The following is a 20,460-nucleotide window of genomic DNA, read 5'->3' as shown; positions in this document are numbered from 1 at the left end:
GTAACGCGCCAAACCACCGCCACGCGTTGTTGAGAGGCTCCGATGGTCCCCCGTTATTCCCGCCCCGCCATGGCCGAAATCTGGTCCCCCGAGACGCGCTATCGCATCTGGTTCGAGATCGAGGCGCTGGCGGCCGACGCCATGGCCGAAATCGGCACCATCCCTGCCGCTGCGGCCATTTCCATCCGCCAGGGCGGCGCGCCGCGCGTGGCCGCGATGGGAAGCGCCGATGTGGATCGGATTGACGAGATCGAACGCGTCACGCGGCATGATGTGATCGCCTTTCTCACCTGGCTGGGGGAGGGGATTGGCGAGGATGCGCGCTACCTGCACCAGGGCCTGACCAGCAGTGACGTGCTGGACACCTGCCTCGCCGTGCAGATGACACGGGCGGCAGATTTGCTCATTGCGGATGTCGAAGCCGTCATGGCCGCGTTGCGAATGCGGGCCCTGGAGCACAAATTTACCCCCACCATCGGGCGCAGCCACGGCATCCATGCCGAACCGACCAGCTTTGGCCTGAAGCTCGCCGGCCACTATGCCGAATTCGCCCGCAACCTGACGCGGCTGCGCGCGGCGCGGGCGGAAGTCGCGACCTGCGCGCTCTCCGGCCCGGTCGGCACCTTTGCCAGCGTGGACCCGCGGGTGGAGGCGCATGTGGCCCGGCATCTGGGCCTCGAAGTGGAGTCGGTGAGCACGCAGGTCATCCCGCGCGACCGGCATGCGGCCTTCTTCGCCACCCTCGCCGTGGTGGCGGGCGGCGTGGAGCGGCTGGCGACCGAGGTGCGGCACCTGCAACGCTCGGAAGTGCGCGAGGCGGAGGAATTCTTCCATGCCGGGCAGAAGGGCAGCAGCTCCATGCCGCACAAGCGCAACCCGGTGCTGAGCGAGAACCTGACCGGCCTCGCCCGCCTCGTGCGCGGCTACGCGATGCCGGCGCTGGAGAACATCACCCTGTGGCATGAGCGCGACATCAGCCATTCCAGCGTGGAGCGCGTGATCGCGCCCGATGCCACCATCGCGCTGGATTTCGCGCTGATGCGCCTCGCTGGCATGATGGAGAAGCTGACGGTCTATCCGGTGCGGATGACGGAGAACCTGGAAGGGCTGGGCGGCGTGGTGCACAGCCAGAAGGTGCTGCTGGCACTCACCCAGGCCGGCCTCTCGCGCGAGGATTCCTACGCCGCCGTGCAGCAGGCCGCGATGGCAACCTGGCTGAAGCTCGGCCAGGCGGATGTGAAGAGCTTCTCCGAAAATCTCCTGGCGCGGCCGGAAGTGGCGGCGGTCATGGATGCAGCGACGCTCGCGGGTGTCATGGATCCGCGGCTGGATTTCCGGCATGTGGAGACGATCTTCGCCCGGGTGTTCGGTGATCAGGCGTAGGGGGCAGCGCCGCTTCGGCCCCGGCGGGAGCTTTCGCTTCCCGCATCTGCCGGGCCTCGGGGCGCGCGGATGACGCAGCTTTACCTGGACGCCGATGCCTGCCCGGTGCGCGATGAGGCCTTTCGCGTGGCCCAGCGCCTTGGGGTGCATACCCATGTCGTCTCCAATGGCGCGCGCGGCATCCTGCTGCCGGAGAGCCCGATCATCCATCGGGTGATCGTCACCGAGGGGGCGGATGTGGCCGATGACTGGATCGTCGAGCAGATCACCGCGGCGGATGTCTGCGTCACGCAGGATATCCCGCTGGCCGCGCGCTGCCTGGAAAAAGGCGCGCGCGCGCTGAACTCCAAGGGGCACCGCTGGACCGTCGAGAATATCGGCGGCGCGCTGGCGGGCCGCGCGGTGGCCGAGCATCTGCGCTCCACCGGGGGGCGCACCGGGGGCCCGTCAGGCATGACCCAGGCCGATCGCTCGCGCTTCCTGTCGGAGCTGGACACGCTGCTGCGCGCAGCCATGCGGCCGGCACCGCCCAGCCTGAGGGTTCCGCCCGGCGGCTTCTGACGCGGGCTTCAAATCACTGCAATTTCGCCTTGCTTCCGCCATCAGCCGGGCGCTCCATGACATTCAAGACGGCGAGAGCCACAGGCCTCCAGGGCCCGTTGGTGTGATCGGCCGCCCCACGGAATTTTGGCCGCGGCCCCCCTTCCTCTGGCGCACCCCCCGGGTGCGCCGAGACGCCGCGGCAGGAGGGTGTTGCCATGCGCGGGCTTCGGGCATTGGTTGTTCTGGGCGCCGCGATGTCCCTGGTGGGATGCGCGCCCGGTTATGTGGGCGGCCCGGTCTATGGCGGCGGCTATGGCTATGTGGCCCCGGCCTATGGGTATGGCTATGCGGCGCCGCGCTACTACGCGCCGGCCCCGCGCTTCTACGCCCCGCCACCCCGCTACTACGCGCCGCCGCGCTATTACGGCGGAGGCGGCTACCGCGGTGGCTATACGGCGCCCTACCGGGGCGGTGGGCGCGGCTGGCGGCGCGGCTGATGCCATCATCCCGCCATGCTCGTTTTGTAAAAGATGCTGATCCAAAGGAGGTACTTCCGATGCGCCTTTTTCGCCGTGTGATGATCGCCGCTTCCCTGGCCCTCGGCATGGTGTCGCTGGGTGTCGGGCCGCTCGGGATCGGGACCGCCCAGGCGCAGTACTGGGACAAGCCCGGCTATGGCTACGCGCCGCCGCCGGTCTATTACGCGCCTCCGCGCCCGGTCTTCGTGCCGCCGCCGCCGGTGTTCTTCGCGCCCCCGCCGCCGCGCTTCTACGCGCCGCCGGTCTATTACGCCCCGCGCCCCTATTACGGCCGCCCGCATCACGGCCATCGCCGCTGGTAGGGGCCCGGGTGGGGCAGAGGGCCGCCTGATCGGCGCCGGCCCATCCCTGCCTGATCAAGCCGCGTGGCGAGGCTCTTTCGCCACGTGGCCGGCACGCTGAGAGGGGCGCGGTCGCCTGGACCTGCCGCTCAGTGAAACACCCGCCCGGCATCAATCACGATGGTCTGCCCGGTCATGGTTTCCGTCCGGCACATGGTCACCACCATATCCGCGCAATCATCCTTGTCGGCCGGCTTCTTCAGCAGCGCGAGGGTGGAGGCGTTGGCGATCTGCTCGGCGCGCAGATTGGCCGTGGCGCGCGTTCCCTCCAGCAGGCCGGGCGCCACGCAATTCACCAGCGTCTGCGGCGCCAGCGCCACCGCCATGCATTTCGTGAGATGGATCAGCCCCGCCTTCGAGACGGCATAGGCGATGGAAGACCCACTCGGCCCCAGCCCCGCGACCGAGGAGATATTCACGATCCGCCCTGCGCCCTGCGCCTTCATCACCGGCGCCACCGCCTTGATCAGCCGCATCGGGCCGGTGAGGTTCACCGCCATGATCTTCTCCCAGACGTCCTCCGTGAGGTTGTCGAGGTCGGGGAAGGGGATCGCCTTGTTGAAGGCGGCGTCATTCACCAGGATGTCCAGGCTGCCGAAGCGGGCGGTGACGGCGCCGATCAGCGCCTGCACCGCCGCCGCGTCGGTGATGTCGCATTGGAAGGCGACGGCATTGACCTGATGGCGCGCGGCGATGTCCTGCGCCACGGCTTCGGCCTGCTCGCGGCTTTGCGCGTACATGACGGCCAGATGCACGCCCTCGCGCGCCAGGGCATGGCAGATGCGCTGCCCCAACCCCCCATTGCCGCCCGTGACCAGCGCCACCTTGCCCTTGAGATCCATGCCGTTTCCTTCCGCGTTGATCGCTTCTGGCGAAAGAGTGAGACCCAATCGGCCGGAAGGTCCAGCGGCGTGGCTACTGGCCCGTGATCCCCGCCCGGCGCAGCACCTCCGCCATGCGGGGAATTTCGGACGCGATGAGCGCTTGGAATTCCTCCGGCGTATGGCCCAGCGTCACGGCGCCCAGCCCATCCAGCCGCGCCCGCATCGCGGGGGTCGCGAGGGCGGCGGTGACATCGGCATGCACCCGCGTGAGGATCGGCGCAGGCGTGGCGGCGGGCGCCAGCAGCCCGAACCATGCGCTGGCGTCAAAGCCCGGATAGCCCTGCTCGGCCAGGCTCGGCACATCGGGGAGGGAGGCCAGCCGGCCGGGCGAGGACAGGGCCAGCGCCCGCAGCCGCCCCTCCGCCACCATCGACCCCGCCACCACAGCGGGCAGGAAAGCGAGGTCCAGCCGCCCCGCCATCACATCCTGCAGCACGGCCGGCAGGCTCGGGTAGCCGACACCGGTGAGCTCGATCCCGGCCATCTGCACCAGCAATTCGGAGGCAATCTGGACCGAGGTGCCAGGCCCCGCATGGCCGTAATTATACCCACCCCGCGCGGCGCGCGCGGCAGCGACCAGCTCTGCGACGTTGCGCGGCGCGGCCTGGGCCGGAACCACCAGGAGGTTGGGCGTGCGCGCCACCAGGATGATAGGGGCGAGGTCCCGCCGCGGATCATAGGGCAGGGGGGGCGTCATGCTGACGCGGACCACGATGGCCGCATCGCCGGACATCACGAGGGTGTGGCCATCGGGTGCGGCGCGGACCACGCGCTCCACCCCGATGCCGCCGCTGGCGCCCGGGACGTTCTGCACCACCACCGGCTGGCCCCAATTCTGGCTCAGCACGGGGGCGAGCAGGCGCGTGATCACATCCGCCGCATTGCCGGGCGCGAAGGGGATGATGATGGTAACGGGCCGGTCCGGCCACGCGCGGGCGGCGGGTGCCATGGCCAGCCCCGCGATCAGGACGAGGGCGAAACGCGGCAGCCAGGGCATGGGTCACTCCACCAGGGGAAACCCCGGCAGGCTAGACGAGTGACTTGGCGCGGAACAAACAATTTCCATGAAATCTTAGTACAGATTGGCCTTCAGTCGCTCCGGCGCCGCCAGGTCATAGGCCACGGCGTCCAGCGCGCCCTTTTTATGGGCCGAGACGAGCTGGCCCATCGTCGGCACTTCCGCCGGCCGCGGCTGGCCCGCCCACAGGGAGGAGCGCATCAGCGCCTTGGCGCATTGCATGAAGATCTCGCGGATTTCGATGATGAGCACGGTGGCCGGCGTCTTGCCCTGCGCCACGCAGCGCGCCCGCAGCTCCGGGTCGGTCGAGATGGTGGCGAGCCCGTGCAGGCGCAGCGTCTCATTCACGCCAGGGACGAGGAACAGCAGGGAAACGCGGTTGTCCTCGATGATGTCCCGCAGCCCGTCCAGGCGGTTATTGCCCTTGCGGTCGGGCAGCATGACGCGGTGATCATCCAGCACTTCCACAAAGCCCGGCGCATCGCCGCGCGGGGTGATGTGGTTGCCCCGCGCCCCCTGCGTGCCCAGCAGCACGAAGGGGGAGGCGGCGATGAAGGCGCGCGTCGGCGCATCCAGCCGGTCGGTGGATTTGGTGCGTGCCACCTCCATGACCTGGTCATAGAGGGATTCGAGCTGGGCGAGGGTGGTGACGGCATGTGGGTTCATGGCCCCATGGTGGCGAAACCTGGCGCCGGGCGCTATATCCAAAAGCTCAACCAATCTCTGAAGTCGCCATGGCTGGTCATTCACAGTTCAAGAACATCATGCACCGCAAGGGCGGGCAGGACGCCAAACGCGCCCGGGCCTTCGCCAAGATCGGCCGCGAAATCACGGTGGCGGCCAAGCAGGGCCTGCCGGACCCGAACCACAACCCGCGGCTGCGGGCCGCGCTGGTCGCCGCGCGATTGGCGAACATGACCAAGGATGTGGTGGACCGCGCCATCAAGAAGGCCACGGGCGCCGGCTCGGGCGAGGATTATGCCGAAATCCGCTATGAGGGGCGCGGCCCCGCCGGTGTGGCCGTGATTGTCGAGGCGCTGACCGACAACCGCAACCGCACGGCGAGTGACCTGCGCTCCCTGTTCAGCAAGGCCGGCGGCGCGATGGGCGAGACGGTGGCCTTCCAGTTCGACCGCGTGGGCGCGCTGCGCTTCGCCGCCAGCGTGGCAGACGCCGATACCATGCTGGAAGCCGCGATCGAGGCCGGGGCGCAGGATGTGAGCAGCACCGCCGAAGGCCATGAGGTGCTGACCCTGCCGGAAGACCTCAATGCCGTGCGGGACGCGCTGGAGGCCCGCTTCGGCGATGCGCAGGCGGCACGGCTGGAATGGAAGCCCAACCTGACCGTGGACCTTGATGAGGAAGCCGCCGCGGGGGTGTTGAAATTCGTGGACGCGCTGGATGATCACGACGACGTTCAGCACGTCTATGCCAATTTCGAGGTGAGCGACGCCGTCCTGGCGAAGCTTTCAGGCTAGCTTGCAGCGCGCCATTCGCATCCTCGGGATTGATCCCGGCCTGACCCATACGGGCTGGGGGCTGATCGAGAGTGCGGGTTCGCATCTGCGCTATATCGCCGCGGGCGCCATCAGCACCCTGGCGGGCGAGGAACTGGCGGCGCGGCTGGTGCAGATCCATAACGGCCTCTCGCACCTCATAGGCGAATGGCAGCCCGATGAAGCGGCGGTGGAGCACACCTACGTGAACAAGAATCCAGCCGCCGCGCTGAAGCTGGGCCAGGCGCGCGGCGTGGCGCTGCTGGCGCCGGCGCTGGCCGGGCTTCCCGTCGCTGAATACCAGGCGATGGAGGTGAAGCGCGCCGTGGTGGGCACCGGCCATGCCGACAAGATCCAGGTGCAGGACATGGTCAAGCGCCTGCTGCCCGGCGCGGTGCTCAAGCGCGCCGATGCGGCGGATGCCCTGGCGATCGCGATCTGCCACGCGCATCACCGCGGCACGCGCAACCTCCTGGCACGGTTGGCCCAGGCATGACGGCCATCGCTTCAACTCTTCGGCGCCGGCGCGCCCGCGGCCAGTGGAGGCCGGCATGATCGGCATGCTGACGGGCCGGGTGGAGAGCGTGGCCGATGGCGCCTGCGTGCTGGATGTTAACGGTGTCGGATACCTCGTATCCTGCTCGCGCAAGACGCTGGACCGGATGACGGCGAAGGACGGCGTCCAGAAGCTGCTGGTGGAAACCCGGGTCAGCCAGGATGCGATCACGCTCTACGGCTTTCTTGACGCGGCCGAGCGCGAGGCATTTCGCGCCCTGATCGAGGTGAAGACCGTGGGGCCGCAAAAGGCGCTGCTGGTGTTGTCCGGCCTCTCGCCCGAGCAATTGGCGCGGGCCATCGCGGCGAAGGAGCGCAAGAAGCTCTCCGAAGTGAAGGGGCTGGGCGCGGCCACGGCCAATCGCGTGATTGACGAGCCGGCGATGCAGAAATGGGCCGTGGGCCGTGCCACGCCGGAGGAGGATGGCGGCGGCGTGATGCTGGCCCCCGTGGCGCCCGACAGCCCGGAGGCGGATGCCGTGAGCGCCTTGCTGAACCTGGGCCTGAAGCGCCCCGAGGCCGAGCGCGCCGTGGCCCGCGCCAAGGCGCAGCTGCCCGAGGGCTTCGACCTGAACAGCCTGATCACCCTGGCTTTGCGCGAGTCTGCCCGATGAATGGGATTGCAAAGGACGCGTCCTTTGCCGGGGTTCAAGGGGCAGCGCCCCTTGCCTTGACGCCTGTCCAGGCGGCAGCCCCCCATGTCTGATCGCCTCACAGGCCGCGAGCGCCAGGAGGAGGACTCCGCCGAGGTGTCGCTCCGCCCGCAATTGCTGGCGGATTTCACCGGCCAGAAGCTGCTGCGCGAGAATCTCTCCATCTTCATCCAGGCGGCCTCCGCGCGGGGCGAGGCGCTGGACCATGTGCTGCTGCATGGCCCGCCGGGCCTGGGGAAAACCACGCTCGCGCAGATCGTGGCGCGGGAGATGGGGGTGGGGTTCCGTGCCACATCGGGGCCTGTGCTGCAGCGCGCCGGCGACCTGGCGGCGATCCTGACCAATCTGCAGCCGCGCGACGTGCTGTTTGTGGATGAAATCCACCGGCTGCAGCCTGCCATCGAGGAAACGCTGTATCCCGCGATGGAGGATTTCCAGCTTGATCTGATCATTGGCGAGGGGCCGGCGGCGCGCACGGTACGCATTGACCTGCCGCCCTTCACGCTGGTGGGGGCCACCACGCGCTCCGGCCTGCTCTCCACGCCGCTGCGGGACCGGTTCGGCATTCCGCTGCGGCTGAATCTCTACACCCCGGAGGAGCTGTTTCGCATCGTCCGGCGCGGGGCGGAAAAGCTGGCCTTCGCGCTCTCCGAGGAGGGGGCGGCCGAGATCGCCAATCGCTCGCGCGGCACGCCGCGCATCGCCGGGCGGCTGCTGCGGCGCGTGCGGGATTTCGCCGTGGTGGAGGGGCGTGTCGCGGATCGCGCCATGGCCAATCTGGCGCTGGAGCGGCTGGAGGTGGACGCCAAGGGCCTGGATGCGATGGACCGCCGCTACCTGCGCCGCATCGCCGAGCATCACAATGGCGGCCCGGTCGGCGTGGAAACCCTGGCCGCCGCCCTTTCCGAAAGCCGGGACACGCTGGAGGATGTGGTGGAGCCCTTCCTGATCCAGGAGGGGCTGGTCCTGCGCACGCCGCGCGGCCGCATGCTGGGCGAACCCGGCTGGCGGCATCTGGGCATGGCGCCGCCCGCGGGCAGCACCATCCAGCCCGACCTGCTGGACCCATCCGCACCAACGGCCGGCGGCGCCTATGCGCCGGAGGGCTGAATCGGTGGGCCCGTCTCCCTCCGATGGCCGGAGGCGCCTATGCGCCGGAGGGCTGAATCAGTGGGCCAAAGCATGACAAAGAGTTACGCGCATCACCACCGCATCCGCGTCTATTTCGAGGATACCGATGCGGGCGGGGTCGTCTATCACGCCAACTACCTGCGCTGGGCCGAGCGCGCCCGGACCGAGGCGCTGCGGGACATGGGCCTGCCGCATTCCGATATGCAGCGGCTGCATGGTTGCTTCCTGGTGGTGCGACGCGCCACCGTGGAGTATGCACGGCCCGCGCGACTCGATGACGAGGTGGTGGTTGCCACCCGGATCCGCCGTGCATCCGCAAGCCTGCTGCTGGTGCAGGAGGTCTTTCGGGGGGAGGAGAAACTGGCCGTACTCGATGTGACGCTCGCTTGCGTGGATGCGGCGAGCCTGGCCCCGAGGCGGTTGCCCGAACCCTGGCTGGGCGCGCTGCGCGCCCGGATCGAAACCGAAGCTTCGCTGACACCCGGAGGCATGGCCCCTTGAAGTACTTCATCGCTCTCGTGCTTGCCCTTCCGCTTTTGGCGTTCGGGCTTGCCATCGCGCCCGAGGCGCTCGCCCAGGGTGTGAGTTCGGCGCCGCTTGCGGCACCCGCGCATGATCTTTCGCTGATGGGCCTGTTCCTGCAGGCCGACTGGGTGGTGAAGGGCGTGATGATCGCGCTGCTGCTGGCCAGCGTTTACGTCTGGGCCATCGCATTCGAGAAATTCACCGCGCTCGGCCGTGCCAAGCGCGAGGCGGATGACTTCGAGGATCGCTTCTGGCGCGGCGGCAGCCTGGATGATTTGTATCGCGCCCAGGGCGACAATCCAGCGCATCCCATGGCCTCGGTCTTCGTGGTCGGCATGCGCGAATGGCACGCCAGCACGGCGGCCGGCACGGGTGCGATGATGGTCGCCGGCACGCGTGAGCGGGTGGAGCGCGCCATGGCCGTGACCATCCAGCGTGAGATGGAGCGGCTGGAAAAGCGCATGACCTTCCTGGCCTCCACGGGTTCGGCCGCACCTTTCGTCGGGCTGTTCGGGACGGTCTGGGGCATCATGAACAGCTTCGCCGCCATTGCCGGCATGCAGAATACCAGCCTCGCGGTCGTCGCCCCCGGCATCGCGGAGGCGCTGTTTGCCACGGCCATCGGCCTGGTGGCGGCCATTCCGGCGGTGCTGATCTACAACATGCTGGCCTCCAAGCTCGGCAAATTCGCGGGGCGGCTTGAGGGCTTCGCCTCGGAATTCGGGGCCATTCTGGCGCGGCAGACGGAAGCGGCGGCCAATGCCCCGCGTGCCGCCGCCATGAATCCCGGGGCGGAATAAGCCATGGCCGGTCCCCTGATGAAGCGCGGCTCCGGCGCGCGCTATCGCCCGATGGCCGAGATCAACGTCACGCCCTTCGTGGATGTCATGCTGGTGCTGCTGATCATCTTCATGGTGGCGGCACCCATGATGACCACGGGCGTCCCGGTGGACCTGCCCCGCACCACGGCCCAGCCGCTCAACCAGGAGCAGGAGCCGCTGACCATCAGCGTGGACCCGCAGGGCCGGATCTTCCTGCAGGAGACGGAGGTGCAGATGGAAAATCTGGTGGCGCAGCTCCAGGCCATCGCCCGCAACCAGCCCGCCGCCGCTCCCGGAGCGCCGGAGCGGCGCATCTTCGTGCGCGGCGACCGCGCCATCAGCTACGGCCGCGTGATGGAAGTCATGGGCACGATCAGCGCCGGCGGCTTCACCCGCGTGGCGCTCCTGGCCGAACAGGCGAACCCCACCGCGCGCCCCCCCGCGCCCGCTGCCCGGCCCGGCACCACCCCCGCGAACCCCCCGGCGCGAGGCCAGGCCCCGCGCTAGGCCATGATCCGAAACGCTTCGTTCGCGGCGCATGGCCTTGATGAGCGGCCGCTTCACCGCATCGCCCGCCAGCCCCCTGCGCGGATCGTGCTGGACGCTGGGCGACCTCTTCACCGCGCCGGTCGCAAGCTCCCTCCGCGGATCGGGCGTGGCGCTGGGCGACCTCTTCACCGCGCCGGTCGCAAGCTTCCTCCGCGGATCGGGCGCGGGCGGTGAGTGAGCGGCGCTTCCACCTCTGGGTCGGGATTTCCTTCGGCGCGCATCTTCTCGCGCTGGTGCTGATCCTGTTCGAGCTGGCGCCCAAGCGCCTGCCCGAGCCGGCGGAGCAATCCTTCTCGGTCGAATTCGCCCCGGCGCAGCAGGCCCAGGGCGATACGCCGGCGCCGCGCCCGGCCCCGCCGACACCCGTGCCCGCGCCGCCAACCCCGACGCCGACGCCGCCCGAGCCGCCGCGCAACGCCCCCGTGGCGCCACCGCCCCCGCCGCCTCCGCCGCCGCCCGCGCCCGCGGCCACGCCGACACCGCCGAGCCAGGTGGCGCGCCCCCCCCGCGACTCCGCCGCCGGAACCCCCCTCACCCGTGCCGGTGCCGCCGCGCCCGCAGCAGCAGGCCCAGGCGCCCACGCCGCCAAGCCCGACCCCCCCTCCACCCACCCCGCCGCGCCCCACCCCGCCCCTGCCGCTGCCCCCGCCGCCCATGCCGCCGCCGCCCGAGCCTGCGCGGACGCCCGGCACCGGCCAGACGCCCCCCGTCCAGCGCCCCGAGGAGCGCAGCCAATCCGTGCTGAACACGCTGGAGCGGTTGCGCCAGCAACAGCAGCAGCAACAACCGCCCACGGCCCGCGCCAACCCGGCCCCCGGCGCCCCGCAGCAGGGCGGCGGCGCGCCACAGGGGGCCGCCAACCTGACGGCGGCCGAACGCGCCGGCCTCGCTGACAAGATCGGCGAATGCTGGGCCGTGGATGCGGGGGCGCCCAACATCCAGAACATCATCGTGGAATTGCGGGTGGATGTGGATGCGGCCGGCGTCGTGCGCGTGGTGCGACCCAATGGCGCGATCCCGACCGAACCGCGCGCCCGCATGGTGTTCGAGGCGGCGCGCCGCGCCCTGCTCGATCCGCGCTGCAACCCGCTGCCGCTCCCGCGGGAGCGGCTGGAGGCGCTGCGGAACACGGTGTTCCGGTTCAATCCGCGGGAATTGGGGCTGCGCTGAGCGAGCCCCGCCCGATCTGACCCTGTTCCGGTGCGCCGGAACAGGGAAACAAGTACCTCAGCGTCCCGCGCCGCTCAGCCCACGGATGCTGCGGGTCTTGCGCTGGTTCCGGCTGCCCAGCGCGGTCTCGGCGGCGGGCGCACAGATTAGGACGGGCGCGGTTCGCCAGCGCGACGCGGCGTGAGATGCGTGAGGTCCGGCAACCAGTCGCCGCGCTTGCCCGCGACCTTGAGGGCGCTGCCGGCCCAACGCGTCGGCGCCTGCGTCCTGGCGGGGCAGGGCAGCGTGGACATCAGGGCCGGCCAGGTTCAAACCGCGCCCTCACCCGGGCAAAGACCGCCGCGGGCTGGAAATTCCCCGCAATCGCCAAATCCCGATCCGGGCGATCGGCCGGGCCGGTGATGAAGCCGGGGCGGCTTGGTGGCCAGCCGCGCAAGGGGTGATTCACCTTTTCCCAAAAATCAGGCAAAAGCGGGTTAAGTTCGGAGTAAGCCTCGCATGACCACGATCAATCGTCGTTCCTTCCTCGCCGCCGGCCTGGTCGCGCCCGGCATCTGGGCGACGCCCTGGCCGGCCTCCGGGCAAAGCGGCCAGCCCACCATCGTGGACATCACCCGCGCCCGCACCGAGCCCATTCCCATCGCCATCCCCAACATGGCCGGCACCGGCAGCGATGGCGCGCGCCTCGGCCAGCAGATCGCGCAGGTGATCACCAACAACCTGCGCAGCTCCGGCCTGTTCCGCCCGGTCGAGCGCGCGGCCTTCATCCAGTCGGCCGAGGCCGCGGCCGCCACGCCGCGCTTCCAGGACTGGCGCGTGATTGGCGCCGCGGCGCTCGTCACCGGCCGCGTGGATGCGAGTGGGGACAGGCTGCGGGTGGAATTCCGCCTGTGGGATATCCTGCCCGAGCAGCAGGCGCTGGGCACCGCCTACAACGCGACGGCCAGCAACTGGCGGCAGATCGCGCACATCATCTCGGATGACATCTACAAGCGCATGCTGGGCGAAAGCGGCTATTTCAACACCCGCATCGCCTATATCGCCGAAAGCGGCCCACGGGACCGCCGCACCAGGCGCCTCGCGGTCATGGACCAGGATGGCGAGAACAACCGCTTCCTCACCGATGGCCAGTTCCAGGCGCTGACGCCGCGCTGGCACCCCAATGCCACGCAGATCGCCTTCATGTCGTACCAGCGCAACGAGCCCCGCGTGTATCTCACCAGCCTGGAAAGCGGCCGGCAGGAGGTCCTGGGCAATTTCGGCGGCATGACGCTCAGCCCGCGCTTCTCGCCCGATGGGCGCAGCGTGGTGCTCTCCGCCATTCGCGGTGGCGATGCCAATATCTTCGTGGTGGATCTGGGCTCGCGGCGGGAGCGGCAATTGACCAATTCGCCCGGCCTCGATGTTTCGCCCTGCTTTTCGCCGGATGGCACGCAGATCGTCTTCAACTCGGATCGCGGCGGGGATCAGCAGCTCTATGTGATGGATGCCGGCGGCGGCGGTGCGCGGCGGATTTCCTTCGGCAATGGCCGCTACGCGACGCCGGTCTGGTCGCCGCGCGGCGATCTCATCGCCTTCACCCGCATCGCGCGCGGCCAATTCGCGATCGGCGTGATGCGCCCCGATGGCTCGGGCGAGCGGATTCTCTCCGAGGGATGGAGCATGGAGGGGCCGACCTTCGCGCCCAATGGCCGGGTTCTGATGTTCTACCGCGAGACGGCCTCACGCGATCAGCGCGGCGCGGGCTATTCGGCGCGGCTCTCCTCGATCGACATCGCCGGCTTCAATGAGCGCCAGATCGTGACGCCCACGGATGCAACCGACCCCAGCTGGTCGCCGTTGATCAGTTGAGGCGCGCTGCCCCGTTGCGGCATGTCACGAATAGTCGCAATGCGACTGGCGCGCAGCTTTCGCCTTGATTGCGCCATGCGGCGCGGCTACGGGAAAGCCTCGCCCAGGATGCAACCGCGCAAGCGGCTGCCTGGCGGAGCCTGAGAGCCAGCAAGGAGATCACCATGGCCGCCACCAACCCCCTTCTCGTCGCCTTCGCGGCCGCGGGCCTGCTCATTGCGTGCTCTTCGGACCCTGAGCCCACTGCCAGCACGGCGGGCGCTGGTTCGGGCATCCGCCCCGGCAGCCAGGAAGACCTCGTCGCCAATATCGGGGATCGCGTCTTGTTCGATACGGATCGCAGCAGCATCCGCGCCGATCAGCGCCCGGTGCTGGAGCGTCAGTCCCGCTGGATGGGCCAGTTCCCGCAGGTCCAGGTCACTGTGGAAGGCCATGCGGATGAGCGCGGCACGCGCGAATACAACCTCGCCCTCGCCCAGCGCCGCGCCAATTCCGCGCGGGACGTTCTGGTGGCCGGCGGCGTGGCCGGCACCCGCATCCAGACCATCAGCTACGGCAAGGATCGCCCGGATGCGCTGGGCTCGAACGAAGAATCCTGGGCGCGCAACCGCCGTGCCGTGACCGTCGTCCGCTAGGCTGGACGGAATCACGGCGCGGTTGGGCGGGGGGCCTGGGCATGGCGCGTTTTCGGATTGATCCGGCTGGCGGCCTCCGCCGCTGCATGGCGGTGGCGGGGCTGCTCCTGCTTGCGCTGCCGGCCGCCGCGCAGATGGACAGCCGCGAGGGCATCGCGCTGCAAAACCAGATCCTGCAATTGCGGCAGGAGATGGAGCAGCTGCGCAGCCGTGGCGGCAGCCTGCCGCCGCCATCCTCCAGCCGCGCACCTGCCGGGGGCGGGGAATTGGTCGGCCAGCTGCTCGACCGCGTGAATGTGCTGGAGGAGGAAGTCCGCCGCCAGCGCGGCCGCGTGGATGTGCTGGAAAATCAGAATCGCCGGCTGGCCGAGGATATCGAAAAGCTGCGCGGCGACATGGAGTTCAGGCTTGGCCAAGGTGGTGGTGGTGGCGGGTCTGGTGGCGCCGCCGCCGCCCCGGCCCGCCCGGCCGGTCCGCCCACGACCAGCACGGGTGCCGCCGCACCCCGCACGCCGGATCGCGCCTTGGCCGAGGGCCAGGCCGCACTCGGCCGCCGCGACTATGCCGCCGCCGAAGCCGCCGCGCGTGAGGCGCTGGCCGTCCGCTCCGGCGCGCCCGTGGTGGCCGGCCAGATGCTTCTGGGCGAGGCGCTGAACGGCAAGCGGGATTTCGGCAATGCCGCCATCGCCTTCAACGAGGCCTATACGCGCGGCCGCACCGGGCCGCGCGCGCCGGATGCGCTGATCGGCCTGGCCACGGCATTCCAGGGCCTCGGCAATCGCCGCGAAGCCTGTGACACGCTGAACGACCTGCGCAGCCAGTTCCCCAATCTCTCCGGCGCCACGGCCGAGCGCGCCAATGCGGCGCGGCAGCGGGGGCAGTGCCGGTAAGGAAAGACGAGGGGCGCTGCCCCTCGACCCCGGCAAGAACCTCAGGTTCTTGCATCTCCGAGGATGAATTCGCTGGGCTGATGGCGCCGCTGGGGCCCTTCGGGCCGCTGGTCGCAGTGGGCTGTTCGGGGGGGGCGGACAGCCTCGCGCTGACGCGGTTGACCGACCGATGGGCGCGGATGCGCGGGGGCGCGATCCTGGCCCTGATTGTCGAGCATGGGCTCCGGCCGGATTCCGGTGCGGAAGCGCACGCGCTGTCGGAAGGGCTGCAACAGCGCGGGATCGCGAGCCGCGTCCTGCGCCTCGGCCTGCCCGCCGGGCCGCGCCTGCAGGAGCGCGCGCGGGAAGCCCGCCGCACGGCCCTCCTGGCCGCTTGCGCCGAAGCGGGCGCGCCGCACCTCCTGCTCGGCCATCACGCCGAGGATCAGGCGGAAACCATCCTGTTTCGCGCCCTGCGCGGCAGCGGGTCCCATGGGCTGGCCGGGATGGCGCCGCTGAGCGTGGCGGCCGAGGCGCTGATCCTTCGGCCCATGCTCGGCATTCCCAAGGCGCGGCTGGCTGCGAGCCTCCTGGGCTGGGGGCTGCGCCCGGTCGAGGATCCGTCTAACCATAATCCGCGCTTCGCCCGTGCCCGGCTGCGGGCGGGCGGCATGATGGGGCTGGATGCCAGCGCCTTCGCCCGCCGGCGTGCCCGTCTTGCGGCCGCTGCCGCGGCCCGGATGGCCCGGGCGGTGCGGTTGCTGCCGGAAGGCTGCGCCGAAATCATGCCCGAAGCCCTGGGCCAGGATGCGACGGCGCGGCAGGTGATGGCGGCGCTGATCCGCGTGGTGGGCGGCGCCGCCCATGCGCCGGCCGAGGCTGCGGTGGCGGCGCTGTTGGCGCAGGGTTCGGGCACGCTGGGCGGCGCGCGCTGGCTGAAGGGCGGGCGATGGCTGGTGCGCGAGGCCGCGACGGGCGGCTGGCAAGCCGGCCTATGGGATGGTCGGTTCCGCTGCCCGCCACCGCCGGCGGGCTTCATGCTGGGCGCGCTGGGGCCGGAAGCCGCCCTGTTCCGGGCGCGGGCGCGGCACTTGCCCGCCGCTGCCCTGGCCGCCCTTCCCGCGCTGCGGCGGGCGGGTGATGGAAAGCTGGCCCTGGTGCCCCATCTGTTCTACGATGCCATGGAATCAGTGGCTTTCTATCCGCTGCACTTCGCGCCGCTCGGTGGTGCCGCTACGGAGACCGTCACGGAATGTCACCATTCCGGGTGAATTTCGTGGTCTTCGGGCATTACCTCGGGTGGCGTTGACACCATGTTCACCAAATGCCGGCCCAATGCCCGGCGAAGGGGAATGCGACACGTGAGCAATTTCGGCCGCAACCTGGCCTTGTGGGTGATCGTAGCGCTGCTGCTGGTGGCGCTGTTCAACCTGTTCCAGCCTTCGGGCCCGAGCAGCCGCGCCCAAATGCAGGTGGCCTACAGCGACTTCCTGAATGAGGTGAATGCCGGCCATGTCCGCGATGTGGTGATCCAGGGACGCACCGTCTCGGGCCAGCTGACCGATGGCCGCAGCTTCTCGACCTTCACGCCCGAAGATCCCGCGATGATCTCCAAACTGACCGACAAGGGCGTGCGCGTCGTTGCCCGTCCGGAGGAGAGCGAGGTCAATCCGCTCTTTCAGATCCTGATCTCCTGGTTCCCGATGCTGCTGCTGATCGGCGTCTGGATCTTCTTCATGCGCCAGATGCAGGGCGGCGGCGGCCGCGCCATGGGCTTCGGCAAGTCCAAGGCCAAGCTGCTGACCGAAAAGCATGGCCGCGTGACGTTCGAGGACGTCGCCGGCATCGACGAGGCCAAGGCCGAGCTGGAAGAAATCGTGGACTTCCTGCGGGACCCCGCGAAGTTCCAGAAGCTGGGCGGCAAGATCCCCAAGGGCGTTCTGCTGGTCGGCCCGCCCGGCACCGGCAAGACGCTGCTCGCCCGCTCCATCGCGGGTGAGGCGAATGTGCCCTTCTTCACCATCTCCGGCTCCGACTTCGTCGAGATGTTCGTGGGCGTGGGTGCCAGCCGCGTGCGAGACATGTTCGAGCAGGGCAAGAAGAACGCGCCCTGCCTGATCTTCATTGACGAAATCGACGCGGTGGGCCGCCATCGCGGCGCCGGCCTCGGCGGTGGGAATGATGAGCGCGAGCAGACGCTGAACCAGATGCTGGTCGAGATGGACGGCTTTGAGTCCAACGAAGGCGTCATCATCATCGCGGCCACCAACCGGCCAGATGTGCTGGACCCGGCACTGCTGCGTCCCGGCCGCTTCGACCGCCAGGTGGTGGTGCCCAACCCCGATGTGAACGGGCGCGAGAAGATCCTGCGTGTGCACATGCGCAAGGTGCCGCTGGCCTCCGATGTGGACCCCAAGACGATCGCGCGCGGCACGCCTGGCTTCTCCGGCGCCGATCTCGCGAACCTCGTGAATGAGGCGGCGCTGCTTGCCGCCCGCACCGGCCGCCGCACCGTCGGCATGGCGGAGTTCGAGGCCGCCAAGGACAAGGTGATGATGGGTGCGGAGCGCCGCAGCCTCGTCATGTCCGACGACGAAAAGCGCATGACCGCCTATCACGAGGCGGGCCATGCCCTGGTCGCGATGCATGAGGAAGAGTGCGACCCCGTGCACAAGGCCACCATCATCCCGCGCGGCCGCGCGCTCGGCCTGGTGATGAGCCTGCCGGCGGGGGATCGCTACTCGAAGCACAAGTCCAAGATGAAGGCCGAACTCGCCATGGCGATGGGCGGCCGCGTCGCGGAAGAGGTGGTGTTCGGCTCGGACAAAGTGTCCAACGGCGCATCGGGTGACATCAAGATGGCCACCAACATGGCCCGCATGATGGTCACCGAATGGGGCATGTCGGACAAGATCGGCATGGTCGCCTATGGCGAGAACAGCCAGGAGGTGTTCCTCGGCCATTCCGTCACGCAGTCGAAGAACCTCTCCGAAGAGACGGCGCGGATCATTGACAGCGAAATCCGCGGCATCATTGATCGCGCCTATGCCCGCGCCACCCAGATCCTGACGGATAACCGCCATGAGCTGGAGCTGCTGGCCAAGGGCCTGCTGGAATACGAAACCCTCTCGGGCGATGAAATCCGCACCGTGCTGCGGGGCGAGCCGGTGATCCGCAACCGCCCCGACGAGCCGACTTCCGCCGGGCGCGGCAGCGTGCCGAGCTCGGGCCGCAACCCGCGGCCGGATACGGGCGGCGGGCTGAATCCGCAGCCGGTGGGGTGATGCATTCGGAGTGGTTGGAGCCTTTGGGCCTGTTGCAGGGTCCAACGGCTTTCACCGCGATGCGTGATGGGCTCGCCCTGCCGTTGCAGGGCGGGCCTTTCGCGTTTTCGCTCCTGCGTGAACCCGCGGGCACCATCATTCCGCCCCCCGAGGATCACCCGGCGCTGGAGCGGCTGACCCGGCCCATCCAGCCCTTCGCCGGGATCGAGCGGCACCGCGCGCGCCCGCTGGTCATGGGCATCGTGAACTGCACGCCCGATAGTTTCTCCGGTGACGGCACCGCGCGTGACGCGGCCATCCGCCAGGGCCACGCCATGCTGGAGGCGGGTGCCGACATGCTCGACATTGGCGGCGAAAGCACCCGCCCCGACGCAGCCCCGGTGAGCGCCGAGGAGGAGCAGGCGCGCATCCTGCCCGTGATCCGCGCGCTGGCAACTTCGGCGCCGGTCAGCGTGGATACGCGGCATGCCGCGACGATGCAGGCCGCGCTCGATGCCGGGGCCGAGGTCATCAATGACGTCAGCGCCCTGCGCCATGACGGCGATGCCATCCGCGTCATCGCCCAGGCGCGCTGCCCGGTCATCCTGATGCATATGCGCACGCTGGACCCGCGGACGATGCAGCAGGATATCCAGTATCAGGATGCGCCGCTCGAAGTGGCGCGCTTCCTGGAAGGGCGCGTGGCCACGCTGGAGGCCTTGGGCATTCCGCGCGGCCGGATCTGCGTGGATCCGGGGATCGGCTTCGGCAAGCGCATCGAGGACAATCTGGCGCTGATCGCGCGCCTGCCGCTGCTGTTCAACCTGGGTTGCGCCATTCTGGTGGGCGCTTCGCGCAAGGGCTTCATCGGACGCATCACAGGCGTGGCCGAAGCTGGGCAGCGCATGCCGGGCAGCCTTGCCATGGCCCTGGCGGCGGCGGCCCAAGGGGCCCATATCCTGCGGGTGCATGATGTGGCGGAGACGGTGCAGGCGCTGAAATGCGCCGAAGCCCTCGCCGCCGGTTTCCAGGAGGCTCCTGGATGAGTGATTGGTTGCCCCTCGTGGGATTTTTCGCGGCGTGTTTCGCCACGGCGTTGTCGGGCGCGATCTTCACGCCCGGCCAGTGGTATGAGGGGCTGAAGAAACCCTGGTGGCGGCCGCCCAATTGGCTGTTCGGCCCGGCCTGGGGCCTGCTGTTCATCATGATCGCGATCAGCGGCTGGCTGGTCTGGCGGGAGGTCGGCTTCGGCCTGGCGCTGGTGCTGTATGGCATCCAGCTTGTGCTGAATTTCCTCTGGTCCGCGTTTTTCTTCGGGATGCGGCGGCCGGACCTGGCGCTGTATGACCTGATGGCGCTCTGGGTCGCCATCCTGGCCTGCATCATCGTCTTTGCCCCCATCAGCGGCTGGGGCATGGCGCTGATGATCCCCTATCTCGCCTGGGTCAGTTTCGCGGGCTGGCTGAACTTCACCATGCTCAAGCTGAACGGTCCCCGCCCTGCCTGATTGGTTGCCAGCCTGATTGATTGCCGGCCTGATCTTGCGTGCGCCCAGGCAACGTCCGCCTTGCCTGGGCGTTTCTCCCTTGGCCGCATTGGCACAGGGAACCCGAGATGAAGATCCACCAGGCACTGCTCACCACCCTCCTGCTCACCACCCCGGCCTTCCTGCCGGGATCCATGGCCCAGGCCCAGGCGCCGGGCGTGCTGATCTACAGCCAGGCGCTCTCCAGCGGCGCCACGGCGATGATCCAGGAGAAGCTCCAGCAGGCCGGCGTCTATGCCGGGCGGGCGGACGGGGTCTGGGGCCCCGAAAGCCAGGCCGCCCTGGAGCGCTTCCAGCAGACGCGCAACCTCCAGGCGACGGGCCAGCTGAACCAGGCGACGGTGGCGACACTCGGCCTGCCGCCGTCCGATCTGCTTTCGGCGCGGGCCGTCCAGGCGCCGGCCCCGGCGTCCATGGCGCCAACCACGCCGGAGCCGATCAGCCCCGCCGTCATTCGCAATGTGCAGCAGCGGCTGCGCGCGCTGGGCTTCTACCGCGGTGCGGTGGACGGCATGTGGGGCGCGGGCACCCAAGCCTCCATCGAGCGTTTCCAGCAGGGCCGCGGCATCCAGCCGACCGGCCAGGTCAATCCCCTGACCGTCCAGGCGCTGGGTCTCGACCCGAACAACCCGGCCGCCCGCATGCGGTAAGCCATCCCCGGCGCAAGCGATCGCGCTTGCGCCGGTGA

24 protein-coding genes are annotated in these 20,460 nt (G+C 69.5%); 21 read left to right on the top strand and 3 right to left on the bottom strand.

Annotated elements, in window-relative coordinates:
• The first annotated feature begins 42 nt into the window (after positions 1-42).
• The 4 genes from purB to LHU95_RS19250 all read left to right on the top strand — a co-directional run bounded on the left by purB (position 43) and on the right by LHU95_RS19250 (position 2,767).
• Entirely contained in the window at positions 43-1,383 is a 1,341-nt protein-coding gene (purB, locus tag LHU95_RS19265) for an adenylosuccinate lyase (protein WP_248708573.1), read from the top strand.
• 69 nt (positions 1,384-1,452) lie between these two features.
• Complete coding sequence (locus LHU95_RS19260) at positions 1,453-1,944, top strand: YaiI/YqxD family protein (protein WP_248708572.1); 492 nt, start codon at positions 1,453-1,455, stop codon at positions 1,942-1,944.
• A gap of 197 nt (positions 1,945-2,141) precedes the next feature.
• Positions 2,142-2,423, top strand: a complete 282-nt coding sequence (locus LHU95_RS19255; RefSeq protein ID WP_248708571.1) for a neuropeptide-like protein 29 — start codon at positions 2,142-2,144, stop codon at positions 2,421-2,423.
• A gap of 59 nt (positions 2,424-2,482) precedes the next feature.
• Positions 2,483-2,767 (top strand): hypothetical protein, encoded by a 285-nt coding sequence (locus LHU95_RS19250; RefSeq protein WP_248708570.1) that lies wholly within the window; start codon positions 2,483-2,485, stop codon positions 2,765-2,767.
• 128 nt (positions 2,768-2,895) lie between these two features.
• On the opposite strand, the gene LHU95_RS19245 is transcribed toward LHU95_RS19250, so the two are convergent.
• The 3 genes from LHU95_RS19245 to LHU95_RS19235 all read right to left on the bottom strand — a co-directional run bounded on the left by LHU95_RS19245 (position 2,896) and on the right by LHU95_RS19235 (position 5,374).
• Positions 2,896-3,648 carry an SDR family oxidoreductase gene (locus LHU95_RS19245; protein WP_248708569.1) on the bottom strand — a complete coding sequence of 251 codons (753 nt, stop codon included), beginning with the start codon at positions 3,646-3,648 and terminating at the stop codon, positions 2,896-2,898.
• A 73-nt stretch (positions 3,649-3,721) separates the two neighbouring features.
• Positions 3,722-4,687 (bottom strand): tripartite tricarboxylate transporter substrate binding protein, encoded by a 966-nt coding sequence (locus LHU95_RS19240; RefSeq protein WP_248708568.1) that lies wholly within the window; start codon positions 4,685-4,687, stop codon positions 3,722-3,724.
• Positions 4,688-4,762: 75 nt separating this feature from the next.
• On the bottom strand, positions 4,763-5,374 hold the full coding sequence (locus LHU95_RS19235) for an MSMEG_1061 family FMN-dependent PPOX-type flavoprotein (RefSeq protein WP_248708567.1): 612 nt from the start codon (positions 5,372-5,374) through the stop codon (positions 4,763-4,765).
• 68 nt (positions 5,375-5,442) lie between these two features.
• On the opposite strand from LHU95_RS19235, the gene LHU95_RS19230 reads away from it, so the two are divergent.
• The 17 genes from LHU95_RS19230 to LHU95_RS19150 all read left to right on the top strand — a co-directional run bounded on the left by LHU95_RS19230 (position 5,443) and on the right by LHU95_RS19150 (position 20,422).
• Positions 5,443-6,186 carry a YebC/PmpR family DNA-binding transcriptional regulator gene (locus LHU95_RS19230; RefSeq protein ID WP_248708566.1) on the top strand — a complete coding sequence of 248 codons (744 nt, stop codon included), beginning with the start codon at positions 5,443-5,445 and terminating at the stop codon, positions 6,184-6,186.
• 1 nt (position 6,187) lies between these two features.
• Positions 6,188-6,700, top strand: coding sequence for a crossover junction endodeoxyribonuclease RuvC (gene ruvC / locus LHU95_RS19225; RefSeq protein WP_248708565.1), 513 nt, complete (start codon positions 6,188-6,190; stop codon positions 6,698-6,700).
• Between the two features lie 55 nt (positions 6,701-6,755).
• The gene (ruvA, locus tag LHU95_RS19220) at positions 6,756-7,373 is read left to right on the top strand and encodes a Holliday junction branch migration protein RuvA (protein WP_248708564.1); all 618 of its coding nucleotides are present in this window, start codon (positions 6,756-6,758) and stop codon (positions 7,371-7,373) included.
• A gap of 84 nt (positions 7,374-7,457) precedes the next feature.
• Positions 7,458-8,522, top strand: coding sequence for a Holliday junction branch migration DNA helicase RuvB (gene ruvB / locus LHU95_RS19215; protein ID WP_248708563.1), 1,065 nt, complete (start codon positions 7,458-7,460; stop codon positions 8,520-8,522).
• Positions 8,523-8,594: 72 nt separating this feature from the next.
• On the top strand, positions 8,595-9,044 hold the full coding sequence (locus tag LHU95_RS19210; RefSeq protein ID WP_248708562.1) for a YbgC/FadM family acyl-CoA thioesterase: 450 nt from the start codon (positions 8,595-8,597) through the stop codon (positions 9,042-9,044).
• A gap of 125 nt (positions 9,045-9,169) precedes the next feature.
• Complete coding sequence (tolQ, locus tag LHU95_RS19205; protein WP_248711590.1) at positions 9,170-9,868, top strand: protein TolQ; 699 nt, start codon at positions 9,170-9,172, stop codon at positions 9,866-9,868.
• Between the two features lie 3 nt (positions 9,869-9,871).
• Positions 9,872-10,396, top strand: coding sequence for a protein TolR (tolR, locus tag LHU95_RS19200; protein WP_248708561.1), 525 nt, complete (start codon positions 9,872-9,874; stop codon positions 10,394-10,396).
• A gap of 40 nt (positions 10,397-10,436) precedes the next feature.
• Positions 10,437-10,616 carry a hypothetical protein gene (locus LHU95_RS19195; protein WP_248708560.1) on the top strand — a complete coding sequence of 60 codons (180 nt, stop codon included), beginning with the start codon at positions 10,437-10,439 and terminating at the stop codon, positions 10,614-10,616.
• A 359-nt stretch (positions 10,617-10,975) separates the two neighbouring features.
• Positions 10,976-11,608, top strand: coding sequence for a hypothetical protein (locus tag LHU95_RS19190; protein WP_248708559.1), 633 nt, complete (start codon positions 10,976-10,978; stop codon positions 11,606-11,608).
• A gap of 498 nt (positions 11,609-12,106) precedes the next feature.
• Positions 12,107-13,459: a Tol-Pal system beta propeller repeat protein TolB gene (tolB, locus tag LHU95_RS19185; RefSeq protein WP_248708558.1), complete on the top strand. Its 1,353-nt coding sequence runs from the start codon at positions 12,107-12,109 to the stop codon at positions 13,457-13,459.
• Positions 13,460-13,623: 164 nt separating this feature from the next.
• Positions 13,624-14,094 carry a peptidoglycan-associated lipoprotein Pal gene (pal, locus tag LHU95_RS19180; RefSeq protein ID WP_248708557.1) on the top strand — a complete coding sequence of 157 codons (471 nt, stop codon included), beginning with the start codon at positions 13,624-13,626 and terminating at the stop codon, positions 14,092-14,094.
• A gap of 41 nt (positions 14,095-14,135) precedes the next feature.
• Positions 14,136-14,984 (top strand): tetratricopeptide repeat protein, encoded by an 849-nt coding sequence (locus LHU95_RS19175; RefSeq protein WP_248708556.1) that lies wholly within the window; start codon positions 14,136-14,138, stop codon positions 14,982-14,984.
• 80 nt (positions 14,985-15,064) lie between these two features.
• Positions 15,065-16,234: a tRNA lysidine(34) synthetase TilS gene (gene tilS, locus LHU95_RS19170; protein ID WP_248708555.1), complete on the top strand. Its 1,170-nt coding sequence runs from the start codon at positions 15,065-15,067 to the stop codon at positions 16,232-16,234.
• A gap of 90 nt (positions 16,235-16,324) precedes the next feature.
• Positions 16,325-18,247 (top strand): ATP-dependent zinc metalloprotease FtsH, encoded by a 1,923-nt coding sequence (gene ftsH / locus LHU95_RS19165; protein WP_283094269.1) that lies wholly within the window; start codon positions 16,325-16,327, stop codon positions 18,245-18,247.
• A 59-nt stretch (positions 18,248-18,306) separates the two neighbouring features.
• Positions 18,307-19,272, top strand: a complete 966-nt coding sequence (gene folP / locus LHU95_RS19160; RefSeq protein ID WP_248708553.1) for a dihydropteroate synthase — start codon at positions 18,307-18,309, stop codon at positions 19,270-19,272.
• The gene (locus LHU95_RS19155) at positions 19,269-19,733 is read left to right on the top strand and encodes a TspO/MBR family protein (protein ID WP_248708552.1); all 465 of its coding nucleotides are present in this window, start codon (positions 19,269-19,271) and stop codon (positions 19,731-19,733) included. Before folP ends, LHU95_RS19155 begins: the two co-directional genes overlap by 4 nt.
• Positions 19,734-19,840: 107 nt before the next feature.
• Positions 19,841-20,422, top strand: coding sequence for a peptidoglycan-binding domain-containing protein (locus LHU95_RS19150; RefSeq protein ID WP_248708551.1), 582 nt, complete (start codon positions 19,841-19,843; stop codon positions 20,420-20,422).
• Positions 20,423-20,460 lie beyond the last annotated feature (38 nt).

The organism is Sediminicoccus sp. KRV36 (assembly GCF_023243115.1).
In the GTDB taxonomy this organism is placed as follows: Bacteria; Pseudomonadota; Alphaproteobacteria; order Acetobacterales; family Acetobacteraceae; genus Roseococcus.
This window is presented reverse-complemented; position numbering and strand designations above follow the sequence as displayed.